The 16,647-nt window shown below is 46.2% G+C and carries 15 protein-coding genes; 7 read left to right on the plus strand and 8 right to left on the minus strand.

The window, feature by feature from the left end; translation table 11 throughout:
• The first annotated feature begins 213 nt into the window (after positions 1-213).
• Complete coding sequence (locus tag QUA70_RS02375; protein ID WP_006633914.1) at positions 214-636, plus strand: ATP-binding protein; 423 nt, start codon at positions 214-216, stop codon at positions 634-636.
• Between the two features lie 354 nt (positions 637-990).
• Here QUA70_RS02375 and QUA70_RS02380 read toward each other — a convergent pair whose 3' ends face one another.
• The 3 genes from QUA70_RS02380 to QUA70_RS02390 form a co-directional block, all read right to left on the minus strand.
• Positions 991-1,416: a nuclear transport factor 2 family protein gene (locus tag QUA70_RS02380; protein WP_333333324.1), complete on the minus strand. Its 426-nt coding sequence runs from the start codon at positions 1,414-1,416 to the stop codon at positions 991-993.
• A 36-nt stretch (positions 1,417-1,452) separates the two neighbouring features.
• Positions 1,453-1,626, minus strand: a complete 174-nt coding sequence (locus QUA70_RS02385) for a hypothetical protein (protein WP_333333322.1) — start codon at positions 1,624-1,626, stop codon at positions 1,453-1,455.
• A gap of 130 nt (positions 1,627-1,756) precedes the next feature.
• Positions 1,757-2,719: an orange carotenoid protein N-terminal domain-containing protein gene (locus QUA70_RS02390; RefSeq protein ID WP_333333320.1), complete on the minus strand. Its 963-nt coding sequence runs from the start codon at positions 2,717-2,719 to the stop codon at positions 1,757-1,759.
• A 278-nt stretch (positions 2,720-2,997) separates the two neighbouring features.
• On the opposite strand from QUA70_RS02390, the gene queG reads away from it, so the two are divergent.
• Both queG and QUA70_RS02400 read left to right on the plus strand, forming a co-directional pair.
• Positions 2,998-3,963 (plus strand): tRNA epoxyqueuosine(34) reductase QueG, encoded by a 966-nt coding sequence (gene queG, locus QUA70_RS02395; RefSeq protein WP_333333318.1) that lies wholly within the window; start codon positions 2,998-3,000, stop codon positions 3,961-3,963.
• A 317-nt stretch (positions 3,964-4,280) separates the two neighbouring features.
• Positions 4,281-4,919, plus strand: a complete 639-nt coding sequence (locus tag QUA70_RS02400) for an HAD-IA family hydrolase (RefSeq protein WP_333333316.1) — start codon at positions 4,281-4,283, stop codon at positions 4,917-4,919.
• A gap of 151 nt (positions 4,920-5,070) precedes the next feature.
• Here the strand turns inward: QUA70_RS02400 and QUA70_RS02405 are convergent, their stop codons facing one another.
• Together QUA70_RS02405 and QUA70_RS02410 are read right to left on the minus strand one after the other, a co-directional pair.
• A complete protein-coding gene (locus tag QUA70_RS02405; RefSeq protein WP_333344456.1) occupies positions 5,071-5,898 on the minus strand; it encodes an SWIM zinc finger family protein in 828 nt (275 codons plus the stop codon).
• 149 nt (positions 5,899-6,047) lie between these two features.
• Positions 6,048-9,431 carry a DEAD/DEAH box helicase gene (locus QUA70_RS02410; RefSeq protein ID WP_333344454.1) on the minus strand — a complete coding sequence of 1,128 codons (3,384 nt, stop codon included), beginning with the start codon at positions 9,429-9,431 and terminating at the stop codon, positions 6,048-6,050.
• A gap of 97 nt (positions 9,432-9,528) precedes the next feature.
• Here QUA70_RS02410 and QUA70_RS02415 point away from each other — a divergent pair, with 97 nt between their 5' ends.
• From QUA70_RS02415 to QUA70_RS02425, 3 genes are all read left to right on the plus strand, one after another.
• Positions 9,529-9,738, plus strand: coding sequence for a hypothetical protein (locus QUA70_RS02415; protein ID WP_333344452.1), 210 nt, complete (start codon positions 9,529-9,531; stop codon positions 9,736-9,738).
• Positions 9,739-9,789: 51 nt separating this feature from the next.
• Positions 9,790-11,943, plus strand: coding sequence for a polyribonucleotide nucleotidyltransferase (locus QUA70_RS02420; RefSeq protein ID WP_333333309.1), 2,154 nt, complete (start codon positions 9,790-9,792; stop codon positions 11,941-11,943).
• Between the two features lie 94 nt (positions 11,944-12,037).
• Complete coding sequence (locus tag QUA70_RS02425) at positions 12,038-12,187, plus strand: hypothetical protein (RefSeq protein ID WP_333333307.1); 150 nt, start codon at positions 12,038-12,040, stop codon at positions 12,185-12,187.
• 38 nt (positions 12,188-12,225) lie between these two features.
• Here QUA70_RS02425 and QUA70_RS02430 read toward each other — a convergent pair whose 3' ends face one another.
• Positions 12,226-13,482, minus strand: a complete 1,257-nt coding sequence (locus QUA70_RS02430; RefSeq protein WP_333333305.1) for a HAMP domain-containing sensor histidine kinase — start codon at positions 13,480-13,482, stop codon at positions 12,226-12,228.
• The gene (rppA, locus tag QUA70_RS02435) at positions 13,475-14,149 is read right to left on the minus strand and encodes a two-component system response regulator RppA (protein WP_333333371.1); all 675 of its coding nucleotides are present in this window, start codon (positions 14,147-14,149) and stop codon (positions 13,475-13,477) included. Before rppA ends, QUA70_RS02430 begins: the two co-directional genes overlap by 8 nt.
• Positions 14,150-14,308: 159 nt before the next feature.
• On the opposite strand from rppA, the gene QUA70_RS02440 reads away from it, so the two are divergent.
• Positions 14,309-14,698, plus strand: coding sequence for a hypothetical protein (locus tag QUA70_RS02440; RefSeq protein ID WP_333333303.1), 390 nt, complete (start codon positions 14,309-14,311; stop codon positions 14,696-14,698).
• A 233-nt stretch (positions 14,699-14,931) separates the two neighbouring features.
• On the opposite strand, the gene QUA70_RS02445 is transcribed toward QUA70_RS02440, so the two are convergent.
• A complete protein-coding gene (locus QUA70_RS02445) occupies positions 14,932-16,254 on the minus strand; it encodes a ferric reductase-like transmembrane domain-containing protein (protein WP_333333301.1) in 1,323 nt (440 codons plus the stop codon).
• Positions 16,255-16,647 lie beyond the last annotated feature (393 nt).

The following is a 16,647-nucleotide window of genomic DNA, read 5'->3' on the forward strand; positions in this document are numbered from 1 at the left end:
TTATCAATAGTTAATGGGCTTTATACCCATAACTAAAGTTTTCAACGATACTCTTAACTTCTGCCTTCTACCGAATGACGAATGCCTGATTTTTAAACAGAAAAGGCTAGTATCCCCCGAGTAGCGACAAGTATTGAGGCCGAATCAATTCGGCGCGTCGTGTTTCATACCTGGTGTGAAGACACAGGGTTTTCAAACTTACGGGATTTTTTTATGAATACTGAGCTTCATGTGCCAAGCGACTTGCGGTTTTTAACAATTGTTGAAAATTGGTTGCTGAGCAGTTTGGAAGTAGAGCTAGGAGAGCACGTCGATTGGCCGCGTCAGTCGAATCGTTTGCGCTTGGTGTTAGCAGAAGCCTATTCTAACGTGATCCGCCATGCTCACAAAGATCAACCCAATTTGCCCGTGTTAATTCGCTTGAATTTAAAAAATAGGGATATTGGTTTAGAAATTTGGGATTACGGTAAAGGTTACGAAATGGATACTTACAATCCCCCGAGGCCGGAAGCTAAACAGGAAAGCGGCTACGGCTGGCTGATTATGAGCAGACTTATGGATCGGGTGGACTACACTTTGCAAATAGACGGTCGCAACTGTCTAAAGTTGGAAGCGAGTTTGCCGGAAAAATCTTAATTAGTCGTTAGTCATTAGTCATAAGTGATTAGTGATTGACAATGCACTTTTTGACTCGTTTTGGCTGTCTGTCGCACGGTGCGGTGACAGCCAGTTTTTCGTGCAGTATCGTCCCTCTCTAAGAGACTGTAAGATTGTAGGGGTACAGTCCCGATCGCACAAATAGCCAAGAAACCGATTTTTTATACCGTTAGCGGCACTTCACCAGAGATTTGGATAAAAAACCCGGTTTCTGCCTCATTCTTGCTATAAAAAGGCACTCAACCTGTCCATTGAATGACTTTAGCCATTACGTGCGATCGACAGGTCAAACCAAAATAGACAATTTAAATGTGAAACACATTATCAAACAGCTTATTTCTTATGTGACCGCAGATTTAGCAATTCTTGGGGAGAAGCTAACAGTTTGACCGTGACAGAAAGGATTTTTTCGTCAGAATTGAGCAAGAACAGCCATCCGACATTAACACCAAATGCGGAAGTTTGCACCCGGCCGCTGACCTGAAGTTCCACATTGCCATCTTCTAAAATTTGGCTGACACCTTTCTGGGGTTCTAGCTGCATTCCTCGCGCTTCGGTTTTTAGATAAGTAGCGATCGAGATGCTGCCGATAATTGGCTCTTCAAACGGCGCGTGCAGAACCCCGTCATCAGCAAACAAATTAGCCGTCGCGTCAAAATCGCCCGCGTTTAAAGTTTCAAAATATCCCACTACCGTTGGGTTTGTGATGCCTGCAATTTTTATAGAGTTAGTTATAATAGGTGGAGTTGTTGCGGTCATAAAAGAAGTGATTTAAGATGAATGAGTATACTGTAATCATTCTCTTTGTCGCAGCAAATCCCTCAAAAGATATAAGTAGGGGTAGGAAAATAATTCTCCGAAAAAAGGAGGAACCGGAGAGGGTCGATCGCAGCTTTCAGAGCGATCGACCAAAATCAATACTACTTTCAAAAAATACAAGTGTAGCCAAGCTGCAAACCCTGATACCATCAGTCATTTTCCATCCTTAAATTCTTGAATCTAAAATTTAAAATCTAAAATCTAAAATGCTATAAACCCAGACACCTAATGGCATCTGGGTTTCTGGGCAAGCCTGTTTGACTGACCGAACCAGAATATTCTATTTGCGCATCAAATTGAGCAATTCCTTAGGAGATGCCAACAAGTCGATCGCCACAAAGAAAATTTGACCTTGGGGATCGAGCAAAAACCGCCACGCAATGTTCATTCCCACATTCGATCCGAACCAGGGAGTTTCGACTTTGCCCGTGACTTTCACTTGGCGGTAGCCATCTTCGGCAGGTTCAGATACGCCTTGCTGTGGCATCATTTTCAGTCCGATGCACTCTTCCCGCATATAGTTGAGGATAGCTTCGCGACCAACGATCGGCTTTTGGAAAGGCGGTTGCAGGGCACCTTCTTCAGCAAATAAACCGACGGCTGGGGTGAAGTCGAAGGCGTTCATGTAGTCGATGTAGCTGAGCACAGTCTGCTCGGTGATACCTTCAATCTGTGTTTTCACCCGCTCTTCTGGAGCGGTGGGAGTGCTGCGGGGGGCTGAGCGTTTGCCGTACTCTTGGTTAAAAGCAGGGTCGTAGCCCATGTTAACTACGGTATTCCGAAGTACGGTAATTTGCTGACCTGGATCTAGTTTCTTGATGGTTTCAAGGACTTGGGTGGCTTCGGGAGACATTTGATAGCCAGCGGGGATCGGAGCGACAAGGCCCTGTTTCATCAACTGTCCCAACTCGTACCAGAAACCGAGTTTGGTATTGACGCGCAAAGAAGTGTAAATCCGACCTATGGTGGTGTCGGCGTTGCTGGCGAGGTCAAACATGGTTTTGCTTTGAGCAGCCGGCGACATTTGCTTGATTTCGGTCAGTATGCCTTCGACAAGCGCCATGCTGGCTACTCCCGGTGCTGCTGCGGTGATGGAAACGCCCATTTCGGTGTAGGCATACCAGAGCAGTGCGAGTTGGTCTTCAACGCTGAGTTTGTAGAACGCTTCCGTGGTAGCCGGAACAACGCTAGCAATCTCGGTGTTCGAGAAAATAGATTGAGCTGATTGAATACTAACTGCCATGTGTATGCTGTGGGATTTGTGGTTTTAGTGAGGTACTTGAGTTAGGAAACGTCAAGCTCCCTTGATTAAAATTATGTAACGTTTTGTTAATTTTTGCAAATATAAATTACATATGACTGAGTTACAAAACTATAATCAATGGTTTGGTAAATTGCGATCGCCGTCACTAGACTGTGCCCCGAATTAGTTTATCTAGGAAACCGATCATTAAAATCGCTTTGCATATCATATAAAATCAAAATAGTCAATACAAAAGGTAAATATTTGCCTGGTGTCAAATGAAAGCGCCAATTAACAGCATTTTGGTTAAGCAAAAAGCCCTTGAGTTGGGATTTCACAAAGTCGGGATAGCCTCAAAAGACGCGGATTTCGATCTAGAAAAACAACGATTGCAGGCTTGGCTGGATAAGGGTTATCAGGCGGATATGGCCTGGATGGCAAACCCGAAACGGCAGGATATTCAATTGGTGATGCCAGAGGTGCAGTCATTAATATGTGTCGCCATCAACTACTACACGCCCCACCAACGCCCCGAAAATCCCCTGTGGGAGGGGGGGGACGATGCAGCGGTCGAATATGCTAAAATCTCTCGCTACGGTTGGGGGCGGGATTACCACAAAATTTTGCACAAAAAACTGAAAATTTTGGCAAATTGGCTGCGATCGCAAGGCGAGGGAATTGAAGCGCGGTATTATGCTGATACCGGGCCAGTTCAGGATAAAATGTGGGCGCAGCGTGCCGGGATTGGTTGGATTGCTAAAAATGGTAATGTAATTTCGCGCGAATACGGTTCTTGGGTGTTTTTGGGCGAAATCTTGACTAATTTGGAGTTAGCGTCGGATGAGTCTCATACGGAACATTGCGGTACTTGTACTCGCTGCATTAAGGCGTGTCCGACGGGAGCAATTACTGAGCCTTTTGTGGTGAATGCCGATCGATGTATAGCTTATCACACGATCGAGAATCGAGCCGAAAAATTGCCCGACGAAATTGCATCTAATTTACAAGGTTGGGTAGCAGGTTGCGACATTTGTCAGGATGTTTGTCCTTGGAATCAGCGATTTGCGAAACCAACTGATGTGGCAGAGTTTGAGCCTTATCCTGAAAATATAGCACCGACACTTGCAGAATTAGCCGACATTTCCGACGAGGAATGGAACCGCAGATTTACCGCTTCGGCGCTGCGGCGTATTAAACCCGAAATGCTGCGGCGAAATGCTAAAGCCAATCAAATTAACGATTAAAAGTTGAGATGTTCGCGCTCAGGGTGCTGAGGTGGCACCTTACCCTATAGATAATAACCCTAGGGTATGTACGGAGCGCCAAGAGCCAATACATTATGTAGTAAGTCCATCGATTGCGCGATTTTAGATTAAAGAATTGAAGCATTGACCCCACGGATAAATTCGGGGGGCAGGTTTCATAGGATACAGGTTTTTTATTTCTGGACGGATGAATCCGGGGGCTTGTATCCTGGATGCTTTCGGTCATTCCCCATCTAAAATCTAAAATCTAAAATCTAAAATTGTATGATCCCCCGTTCCTTATTTGCTATTGTCCAATGACCAAAGTAATTATTTTTGATTTTGACGGTACTTTAGCAGATACAATCGATATTCTTCTGAGCATCACCAACCGTTTGTCAGTAGAATTAGGCTTTAAGTCTGCGACCAAAGAGCAAATCGCTCAACTGAGCAATTTAACTTCTTGGCAACTCCTTCAGTATTCTGGCATTTCTATCTTCAAATTCCCGCTGTTGATTAGAAGGTTGAAAGCAGAGTTACGCAGCGAAATTCCCAATATTCAATTATTTCCGGGAATTAAAGAAGTTTTACTCGATTTAAAAAAAGTGGGATTTCAACTCGGCATTATCACCTCTAATTCCAGAGAAAACGTCTTGGCATCGCTGGCAAAAAACGGTTTGCAAGACACTTTCACGTTTATTTACTCTGGTTCAACTTTTGGCAAACATAAAGTTATTAATAGATGGCTAAAAAGAGAGAATATAAATGCTAAAGAAGTCGTTTATGTGGGAGATGAGATTCGAGATATAGACGCTGCTAGAAAAACGGGAATTAAGATAATGGCTGTAGGTTGGGGTTTTAATTCTCAGGAGGCTTTGGCTGCACACAATCCCGATTTTTTGATTAAACGCCCCCAGGAATTGATAGAGATTATGAGTAATTTGCGGGAACTGTAAACTGACCTTGCAAAAAGTAAGACTCGTCGGTTGAAATCTATTCTAAACAAACTCTCGTTCCACCAGAGAGGGACTAAAGAATAAAAGGGGTATTAAAGCCTGATTTGTGATCGACCATATTCCCTAGTATCATCTCTGCGAGTAAATTATGTTAATCTCCTTCGCCCCGTTTCAGTGCTGCTAAAACTGCTTGCTGGCTAACTGCTTGGTAGATTTTGCTAAAATGCTGCTTGAGAACGTCTGATGCGGGGGAGGATTTGCTAGCGGTTCCTTTTCCGTCGGTTGCGAGGGGAATTGGCCCTAAGATATCTAATACTGTTTCGCTGCTGGGCGGCGGTACAATCACGACTAAAGATGATTCTAGCTGGTGATTGTATTCCCAAAAGCGATCGACCGTTGGCAATTTAGCATTCGCAGTGGGGGCATTTTCGCCGGAGTTGAGTTGGGAATTTTCCTCTCCTTGCGTACCTCGTCTTTGACGGAGTGCTGTCAAGATTTGCTCTTTGGTTCTCCCCCGCAATTGAAAGAGTACAAAGGGGTCTTCGCTGAAGCGATCGCCCAATAAGTAGTATACTGCACTGATGTGTTTGCAAGGGTTTTGCGGGTCAGGACAGCTACAGCGCGATCGAATATCAGATAAACTTAACGGAAATAGCGTTTTGCCCGCGGCTGCAAATACATCTTCAATATTGTGCGGCATTTCTCCTGCTAGTAATTTAGCTGAAAAAACAGCTCTTTGCGACATATTTTCAATCACATAATCCCAATCTTCATCAGTCAATGTATCGAGTCCTAAAGAAACTTGATATGGTTTGGGATCGGTTCCTTGAACTATGGCAATTACTTCTTGATTGGGAAATTTAATGCTGAGAACTTTACCTTCCCGCGCGTACTGCCAGCCACGTTCTAAGCGCTTTTTGAAGCGGTAAGTATTGATTAAATCTAACCACTGTTGTGTCCACCATTCTCTATCAATCATAAGCCCAAGGAAGAAGGAAGTTCACCAACGGATTCTGTAACGGATGTAACGGATGTAAGTCCGAAGTCCCAAGGTTTGTAGTGAGGACTTTAGTCCTCTGATTTTTGAGGACTGAAGTCCTTACTACAAGTCGAAGAAAATTAAGCACATTATTCTTCTTCGTTTTCTATGATAGCATTGCGATCGAGGATTAGTAAATTCCGAAGTTGGTCTGTATCTAACTCGGTGAGCCAGTTTTCGCCGGCGCTGACAACTTGTTCGGCTAGAGCTTTCTTACTTTCGATCATATCGTGTATTTTCTCCTCTAACGTGCCCGTGCAGACAAATTTGTGAACTTGCACATTCCGGGTTTGACCGATGCGAAATACGCGGTCAGTTGCTTGATTTTCAACTGCGGGATTCCACCATCTGTCATAGTGAAAAACGTGGGTTGCTCTGGTTAAGTTCAAACCTGTGCCGCCTGCTTTTAAAGATAAAATCATAATCGGCGGGCCTTGGGGGTCGTGCTGGAAGCGATCGATCATTTCTTCCCGCTGCTGCTGCTTAACTCCGCCGTACAAGAACAAAACTTCTCGCCCTAAATGCTGTTCTAGATGCGGTTTCAGGAGTTTTCCCCATTCGGCAAATTGAGTAAAAATTAAAGCCCGATCGCCCTCAGCGACAACCTCTTCTAACATTTCCACCAACCGCTGCAATTTCCCCGATTCCTGACTCTTAATCTCCAATTCTTTCGGCTTAGCTTCTGCTTTCACAAGAGCCGGATGGTTGCAAAGTTGCTTGAGTTTTACCAGCAAAGCCAGAATCATTCCCCGGCGCTGAATACCTTCGGCTGACTCTAATTCCGCTATTGACTCTTCGACTATTTTCTGATATAATACCGCCTGTTGAGTCGCGAGCCCACAAAATATAGTCATCTCCTGTTTTTCGGGCAAATCTTGGATGATTTCTTTATCTGTTTTCAGGCGGCGGAGGATGAAAGGCCGAACGAGCGATCGCAAAGTCTGCAATGATTCCCTGTCTCCGTATTTCTCGATCGGAATTGCAAATCGGCGCTGAAAGAAATTGCGCGGTCCCAAATATCCCGGATTCAGAAATTCTAAAATAGACCACAATTCTTGCAGCCTATTTTCCACGGGAGTGCCCGTCAGCGCAATTTTAAAAGATGCCTCGATTTGTCGCACCGATTGCGACTGCTTCGCCTCGGAATTTTTAATATTTTGGGCTTCATCTAAAACCAATCCTTGCCATTTAGTGCTTTGAATTTCCTTGGCATCGCGGAACACTAGCGAGTAACTGGTAATTATTAAATGCTTTCCCTTAATGGCCGCCGCCAAAGCTTTGCCTTTAGCGCGTTTGTCTCCGTGGTGAACTAACACTTTCAGCGTCGGGCCAAATTTCTTGACTTCGCGCTCCCAATTGCCCAGTACCGATGTCGGACAAACCAGTAATGTTGGTGATTCTAGGGCATCTTGTTCTTGTAAATGCACGAGGAAAGCAATTAGCTCGATGGTCTTCCCCAATCCCATATCGTCCGCGAGACAAGCACCCAAACCCCAGCGTTCTAAGAATGCTAACCAGCCGACTCCTAGCGCTTGATATGGTCGCAATTCTCCTCGGAAACTAGCCGGAGTTGCGATCGCATTTACCGCTTGATTATCGCTCAAAGTATTCAACAATTCCTGAAGTTGACCCGTGGCCTCAAAATTCACCACAGGCAATTTCTCTATCATCTGAGAATCGCCCGAAGCCAAACGCAAAGCATCTTCCAAAGAAAGAGTCATTTGCTCTTTGCGACTAGCAAAAAAAGTTTGAGCCGCTTTCACATCCGGCGCGCGCAACTCCACCCACTCGCCGTTAATTTCCACCAAAGGCGAATTCAACGCAATCAATCTGTCAAACTCTGCTTTAGAAATGCGCTGTCCGCCGATCGTCAATTCCCACTTAAAATTTAGCAGACTTTGCAATCCCACTCCACCCTTAGCAGGATTTAATTTCGGAGTTTCGGCTAAAATACTCAAACCCAAACGACTCGCCCAACCATCAGTCTTTGTCAAACTAGGGGGCAAAACTACGCCCAATCCGCTATCAGTAAACCGCCAAGCCACAGACTTGATAAAATTGTAAGCATCTAACGGTTTTAAAAGACAAGATTGAGGCCGCTGTGCTTGCAAACTCGGTTCAATTAACGGATAAAGTTTCGAGGCTAAACCCAAGCCGCTGAGCAAAGTTTCTTGAGGCAATTCTATTGTCCGCCCCGCATAAGCCAAACGCTCAACTGAGTTGTTCCAAACAGTTGTCGCATCTACCAAAAATTCGTTTTCATCTGCTGCTTGCAAGCAATAATTTAAATTCCAGTTGGCTTTACCAGGAGACGGCGGTATGAGTTGAAAGCAAGTGCGAAATTGACTTTGTTGAGATAATTGGTTTTGCAGCGGTGCAGTCCAAGCACTCAGCTTGGTTGCCAAGTTTTCCAATGCTGTTGTTTCTACTTGAACTATCCCAGATTCCTGCTGCAAAGCTTGCAGCCAGTCGCGCACAGGAGAAACTGCTTTGATGTCTAAAGTAGAGCTACCAGCCGATCGCACTTGACTATCTACAATACTGCTCAAAAAGCCTAACACCAATTCCTGGGCCCCCGTCGGCAAATCCACCGCTAAAGGCAATTGACTGGATTCTTCTTCCTTTTCCCCTCTTCCTTCTTCCTTCTTCCTTCTTCCGACTTCCATCGGACTGACATCCGTTACATCCGTTACATCCGTTACAAAATCCGTTGCCGAACTTCCTTCTTCCGACTTCCATCGGACTTCTTCCTTCGATTGATATGTTCGGCAAGCCGTCGGCATTTGCTTGACGAAAGTAGCGAGACGGAGTTGATCTGTAGAACTATCTAACAACGGTTGCCATTTAGCAATAGCGGAACCGTCCGACTGTTTCTCCAATCCAGGCAAAAATTTGCATCTTGCCAACAAATCCAAACTCCACCTAGCAACATGAGACCAAAAACGCAAATCTGAGCCGATAAAAGAGTCTGGTTCTGTGCTATTAAGCGGCAGTGATTGCAAGAAAACAAAAGCTGCTTGAGGGTTGAGAAAATAACCCTCGACTTGCCAGGGATAAAGGTAAATTTCCTCGGTAGGGACAGATTCGTCAAGTGCTGCGGCTGAATGCTGCGGCATCAGGGTTGCGTTCGATTCTGAGATTTGGGTGGGAAGTGCGATCGCCCGAACTTGCCTTTGAAGTGAAGAGTTTTGGGCGGGAACTTCTGCTGCGTTTTGAGTTTTGGTCGATCGCCTAGTTTTTAGCCTTTTTTCCGGTGGAGTTGCTGCGGTTTCCGGTAATTGCCAATCCAGTTTTCCCGACTGCTGCAAGGAAGTTAGGAACCTCTTCAATTCAGCTTCGGTCATTGCCAATGGATGGCGAACATTTATCGATTCAATGATGTCGATGGTTCCTATTTTTCGCCAAGTTTCTCCCCAAATAAATAAGCCACTTTTTTCGACATCAAGCAGCCAAGTGCCGTGTAAAATTGCCATTTTATTGAACCCTTATAATTTTATAATTTGCCAAATTTACTACAGAAATAGTGTTTTTTTGTAAAAAATATTTTTTTAACTAACCACCGAATTACTCATGAGTCAGTCAACAGTCAACAGTCAACAGACAACAGACAACAGACAAATGAAAATTGATCCTACCATCTATTTCAGGTATTGGGCGATCGATCACCCAATACCAAAAACCATTAAAGAGTATAAATGCTTACAGTCGAGCGGCCAGCAGTCGATCGACACCGAATTATCCCCGTCTTTTGGCGTCGGACTCTCAAACATCCTGTGGTAATGTTACGATCCCGACAGAGAAAGAATGTGGTAGATAAGGAAGCAGTGCTACATGGTAGAGATAGACAAGTCAATATCCTTCGATGGACGGGATATTAGACTGAAGATTGGTTTACTAGCGCCTCAAGCAGGCGGTGCAGTTTTGATTCAGTCGGGTGACACGGCGGTTTTAGTGACAGCGACTCGATCGCAGGGGAGAGAGGGAATTGATTTCCTGCCCCTGTTGGTGGATTACGAAGAGAGACTCTACGCTGGCGGTAAAATTCCCGGTGGATTTTTGCGCCGGGAAGGGCGTCCCCCCGAAAAAGTGACTCTCACGGGTCGTTTGATCGATCGACCGCTGCGTCCCCTATTTCCAAGCTGGCTGCGAGATGACATCCAAGTTGTAGCCACAACGGTTTCGATGGACGAACAAGTGCCACCAGACGTTTTGGCGGTGACGGGGGCTTCGGTGGCGATACTGCTGGCGAAAATGCCGTTTTACGGGCCGATGGCGGCGGTGCGAGTCGGTTTGGTAGGGGACGATTTCATCATCAACCCCACCTACAGCGAAATCAGAGAAGGCGAGTTGGATCTCGTGGTAGCTGGTTCTCCTGACGGAGTAATCATGGTAGAAGCCGGCGCCAACCAGTTGCCCGAACAGGATATCATCGAGGCGATCGACTTCGGCTACGAAGCAGCCTGTGACTTGATTCAAGCCCAGCGCGAAATTATGGCGGAATTGGGCATCGATTTGGTGGTAGAAGAACGGCCATCGCAAGATTCGGCCCTGGAAACCTTCATTCGCGAGCACGCCGAAGCCCCAATCCGCATCATTTTGTCTAAATTTGAACAAGACAAAAACCAGCGGAATGCAGCTTTGGACGAAGTTAAGGCAAATGCAGTCGAATCTGTGATCGCCGAACTCTCGGAAGACGATCCGGTAAAACTAGCCGCCAGCGCCAACAGCAAGACGATCGGCAACGTTTTCAAAGACGTTACCAAAAAAATGATGCGTAAGCAAATCCTCGAAGATGGCGTCCGTGTAGACGGCCGCAAGCTAGACGAGGTGCGACAAGTTTCTTGTCGCGTAGGGGTGCTGCCCTCGCGAGTACACGGCAGTGGGTTGTTTAATCGGGGGTTGACTCAAGTCTTGTCTGCTGCTACCCTGGGAACCCCAGGCGACGCCCAAGACTTAGGAGACGACTTGCACCCGCAGCAAGACAAACGCTACCTCCACCACTACAATTTCCCGCCGTTTTCTGTGGGAGAAACCAAGCCGATGCGATCGCCCGGACGCCGAGAAATCGGTCACGGAGCCCTGGCAGAACGCGCTTTGCTGCCGGTTTTGCCATCCAAAGAAGATTTCCCCTACGTGATTCGCGTAGTTTCAGAAGTCCTTTCTTCCGACGGTTCCACCTCAATGGGTTCAGTTTGCGCCTCAACGCTAGCATTAATGGATGCAGGCGTTCCCCTTTCCCAACCCGTCAGCGGCGCGGCAATGGGCTTAATTAAAGAAGGCGATGAAGTCCGAATTTTGACTGACATTCAGGCAATTGAAGACTTTTTAGGCGACATGGACTTCAAAGTAGCTGGTACCGACACCGGCATTACCGCTTTGCAGATGGACATGAAAATCAAAGGTTTGCCCTTAGATGTGATTGCCAATGCCATCCGCCAAGCCAAACCGGCCAGACTGCAAATTTTAGAAAGAATGCTGGCAACCATCGACACTCCCCGCAAGGAAATGTCGCCGTTTGCACCGCGTTTGCTAACCCTGAAAATCGATCCGGAATTTATCGGTTTGGTAATTGGGCCAGGTGGCAAAACGATCAAAGCCATCACCGAAGAAACCGGTGTCAAAATTGACATCGAAGACGACGGAACCGTGACAATTGCTGGCAACGACAGCGAAAAAGCTCAGCGGGCTTACAACATTGTCCAAGGCATGACGCGCAAGTTGAATGCAGGAGACGTGTATGTCGGCCGCGTAACTCGAATTATTCCGATCGGCGCTTTTGTGGAAATTTTGCCAGGAAAAGAAGGAATGATTCATATTTCCCAGTTAGCGGACTACCGCGTCGGGAAAGTGGAAGATGAGTTAGCTGTCAACGATGAAGTGATTGTCAAAGTGCGAGAGATTGACAATAAAGGTCGAATTAATTTGACCCGCTTGAACATTCATCCCGACGAAGCGGTAGCCGCCCGCGAAGCGTTGAATAAATAGTTGAGAGTTGGTAATTGGTAATTACTTGTAGAGTAATTGCTAATTGCTAATTGGTAATTAGTAATTGCTAATTGCTAATTGAGATTAAATCTGATTGTTTCAGATTGATTTGGGAGTAGAGTGCGCGACAGCGACAGATCGACAAAAGTGCGATCGGCTGTGGAAGTTAATACAGTCGCGCACTTTACCCTCGGCGGTTGAAACCGCAACTACACAATCGATCGCAACTCTGATTCAAGAGTGACAATCTTGGATGTCCCCGTTATAGCCGCAGGATATCTTCTATGACAGGGGCAGTTCTATTTGAAACAGAGAACCTTTCCCAACCTCGCTACTTACCGTTAGGTGTCCGCCGTGAGCTTCCACAATTTGCTGGGCGATCGCCAATCCTAATCCAGAGCCACCTTTCTTCCGTGTTCGTACCTCATCAACTCGGTAAAATCGATCAAAAATGTGTGGCAAATCTGCCTCTGGAATGCCGATTCCCCTATCTTCTATTTGAATTAAAATGCGATGAGATTGAGTCAATAACCGCAGCCACACTTTTCCTTCAGGTAAGGTATATTTGCAGGCATTGGTGAGTAGATTAGTGATAGCTTGTTTTAATAAATCAGAATTCCCTTTGATGATAACTCTCTCTTCTGGCAGTTCTAAATGTAGGCTTAAATGCTGGGCAACACCCTGTATTGATGAAGTGGCGATCGTATCTTTCAACAGGTCATTCAAGTGAATCGATTGAAGCGAGTTTGGGTCTAACTGTCCTGCCTGTCGTGCTAAAAACAAGAGATCAGTCACCAACCGATTCATCGACTTAGCCGTTTCAGCAATCTTTTCCAATCGAGAGTGCTTAGGCTGGCCGGCATCGACTGGGCTGAGTAAGCCAACTTGGGCATTGCTGAGTATAGTAGCAAGCGGTGCCCTTAGTTCGTGGGAAGCATCAGACGTAAATCGTTGCATTTGGGCATAGGCGTTTTGAATGGGTTGCATTGCCAATCCGCCTAAAAACCAACCTACTAGACTAATCGTGCCCAGGGTCAAGGGCACTGTTACCACCATCACAATCAGTAACTCTCTCAGTGTTTTCTGAGCATCCGTCAACGGGATGGCAATCTGGAGGTAGCCAATCGTGCGTCCGTTGTGGTCAACCGGAAGCGTTAATTGTCGCAGCCACTCGGGGGGAGACTCAATGGTTTGAAACGCCGCGATCACCTGAATCTGATCCGAGGGCTGCCTCCCATAAAACTGTTGCAGTTGTCCAGTCGCTGCATACCAGCGAGCGTAAACCACTTCACTGTCAGAGGGGGGAGAATAATTCCCCAGAATCGGAACCTTACTCAGATCGATTTGCTCTTTTCCCTGCCGCCAACCATAGTCAATATTGGCAGCCATGACTCTTGCTTTTTTGTAGAGTATTCGATCGCTCTCTTCTAAGCTGTTAACCGCTCGCTGGTAGTAAATGATGCCTGCAAAAATGATGAGAATAGTCCCCATCGACAGCGTAAACCAGTGGGCAAGATTGCGGCGGCTACGATTAAACATCTGGATTCAAGCGATATCCCATACCATATACGGTTTCTAGCCAACTGACAGCACCTATCATCTGCAATCGCTGCCGCAGACGACGCACTAGGACAGTAATCGCATTACTCTCCGGTTCGCTGCCCCACTGCCACAAGGCTTGTTCAATTTGGCTACGGGAGAGTACCTGACGAGGATGGCGCATCAGATACTCTAGAAATAGAAATTCCCGAGTCGATAAATGCAGACTTTGCTCCCCCCGTTCAATAGTCAGCGTTGATAGATGTAGAGTCAGATCTTCAACCTGTAAAGTATCCCCTTTCCAAAGTGGCGATCGTCGCCCCAATGCCCGCACCCGTGCCAGCAGTTCAAACACATCGGCAGGTTTGATGAGATAATCATCTGCTCCAGCGTCTAAACCGCTAATTTTGTCAACAATCGCATCTTTGGCTGTCAACATCAACACTGGGGCCGTTTTTCCCAGACGGCGGTATTGCTGGCATAAGCTTAAGCCACTGACCTCCGGTAATAACCAATCCAGGATCAACAGATCGTAGTCCCGCTTCGATAAAATCCACTGGGCTGTCGCCCCATCTTCTACACCATCCACAATATGTCCTGCCTCAGAGAGAGCAGCTTGAAGTGGCTCCAGTTGATCTACATCGTCTTCTACCAGGAGAATTCGCATCCGTCTAACCATTGTTCGGCAAATTGTATGTATGGTAGAGGAGAAATTTAGGAAAATCCTCCATCACAGGTAAGATTTATGCCAATCTGTTGCTAACTAAAATGTTGGTAGTTTCTCCAGATTATTTCGAGCAATCTAAATCTAAAATCCAACATTTCAATGGCTTTACCTCGCTTTTTACCACTTCTACACCGCGCTGCCTGGGAATTCTGGGTACCCCTGCCTTTAGTAGCAGCCTTATTCTGGACTACAGGTAACTTCATCGCGACCCAAATTCTCAGCCGTCCTTTTAACTCTGTGCACAAACTCCAGGCAGATAGACAGTTAAATCGGAGATTACCAGTAACAATCTTGAGCATAAATGCAGAAATCGATCGCAGCCTGGGTGTTACCACTATTTTTGTCAACACCAGTGACTCAACTTTAAAGAAGCTGGAATACGAGTTTCCAGTAACCCAAACCAGTCAGGTCGAAGCAGCGATCGCCCAAGAATTAGCAATGCCGATTGAAAATGTCCGCAAATTGATCAGCTACCGGATGAAGCACTAAGCGGATGATCGAAAAATTGCTGCACCATTCGCGAGTGGGAAATAGATCGAGTGCCGCCGATCATAAGCATGGATTTAGTGCCTTTGATGAGAAGGACTAGAAATTGTGTCTTCTCTAAGATCAATAGGCTCAATTCGAGTTTGAAGCCAGGCAAAGAGAACAGCAACTCCCAACAAAATGAGCGTTGTGCCTGCTACCAGTTGCAACATGATACTGTAACGCATAGCCCCCCATTAAGCTAAATCAAAGTGTTCCATGTGAACGTTCGTGACGGGAACATTTAGTTCAAATAACGCCCGCTCAACTGCATCCATCATCACCGGAGCCGCACAGACAAAGTAATGCCGACTGCCCCGATGAAGAGGAATGTATTTTTCTAATAATGCTTGGTCAACATAACCTGTGTCACCTGCCCAATCGTCATGAACTTTTCGCAACACATAGACGATCGATAGATCTAATTTTTCCTTTAAAGCATCTAGCTCTTCTTGATAGGTCAGGTCGTCCCAGGAGGAAGCCGCGTAGATGAGCAAAAAGGGGCGATCGTCCTTTCGTTCCGCCGCTGTCAACAGGATGCTGAAGATGGGTGTAATCCCCACTCCACCCGCAATCAGCACAAAGCCAGCGCTGTCCCAATAGCGCTCGGTCGTAAATACCCCATAGGGCCCATCCAAATACGCTCTCGTTCCCGGTTGAACATCTTTGATGCCTTTGGTGAAATCTCCGATCGCTTTGATACCAAACTCGATGCGATCGGCGCGATCGGCACTAGACGACATCGAAAACGGATGTTCTCGCATACTCAACGGGGTAATATTCAGCGTCAACCAGGCAAATTGACCGGGTTCAAAGGTAAAGCCTTCATGTCCCAGCGGACGCAATGCCAGCGTCCAGACATCACCCCGTTGTGGCAGCACTTCCTCTACCACATAGGGCTTTTTAGTCATCAACCAGGGTTTGACCAACCGCACATAAATGATTAGCCAGAGCGAGACGAGAATAATGCCTCCCCATAGCACAGCTTTCCAGAACAAGCTTAAATAATTGCCAACAGCGAGGGCATGTGCAAAGCCGAACCCCACTGCCACCACTGCCAGAATGGTGTGAGAGGCTCGCCAGGGTTCGTAGGGAATCTTTAGTGGTTTGCGCCAGATAGTTGTCACCACCATTGCCAGAAATGCCAGTGTACCCAAGACAGCCATCCGCGCCCGCCAGGGCGCCTGGGGAAAGTTGAGTAGTTGCAGGGTTTCCGGTTGAGCAATAAATAAGATAACTGGATGTACCAGCACCATGAAAAATGCCACCAGTGAGGTATAGCGATGAAACTGCAGCAGGATATCAATCCCGTAAGAGGTTTCGATCCGATTGACGCGGGCCGTCAGGATAAATTGCAACGCCATCATCGCCAACCCAATAAAGCCCAGTGCTACCGAAAACTCAGTCCAGAATCCACGTCCAGAGGGAGCCGGATGCAGTAACAGCACCAACAGAGGAAATAGAGTTAGTGACAAATACCCTACAATCCAGAGAACAGCAACAGCGCTCGGGCTATGCATCAACAACCTTTTCATAACAAACTCCTAGACTTTTCTGGATAGTTTTTTAGAAGTAACTTGGATTGATCGTAGTCCTGCTTTTAAAAATTCTGGAGACTCAATTCGAGTAGCATCAGAAATAGTGAGAAACGTTTTCAAACCAAAATCAAAACCTGCAATTTTACCTGACTTAGTTTCGATGTAGGTTCTGCCACATCATGCACTACAACAGCTAAAAACACTTCTCCCAGCGGAGTCCGTTTAACGGTAACAGTTTTAACTCTGCTTATAATTTCTTGACTTTTCCAGAACTGATAGATGCGCTTACCGATTTTGATGCGGTTAGCTCCTAATAACTTGTATCCAGCTTGTTTGAGGGTGAAAGATTGGTATTTCTTGACCTTTTTAAAAGAT

Source organism: Microcoleus sp. LAD1_D5 (genome assembly GCF_036702115.1).
Taxonomy (GTDB): Bacteria; Cyanobacteriota; Cyanobacteriia; order Cyanobacteriales; family Microcoleaceae; genus Microcoleus.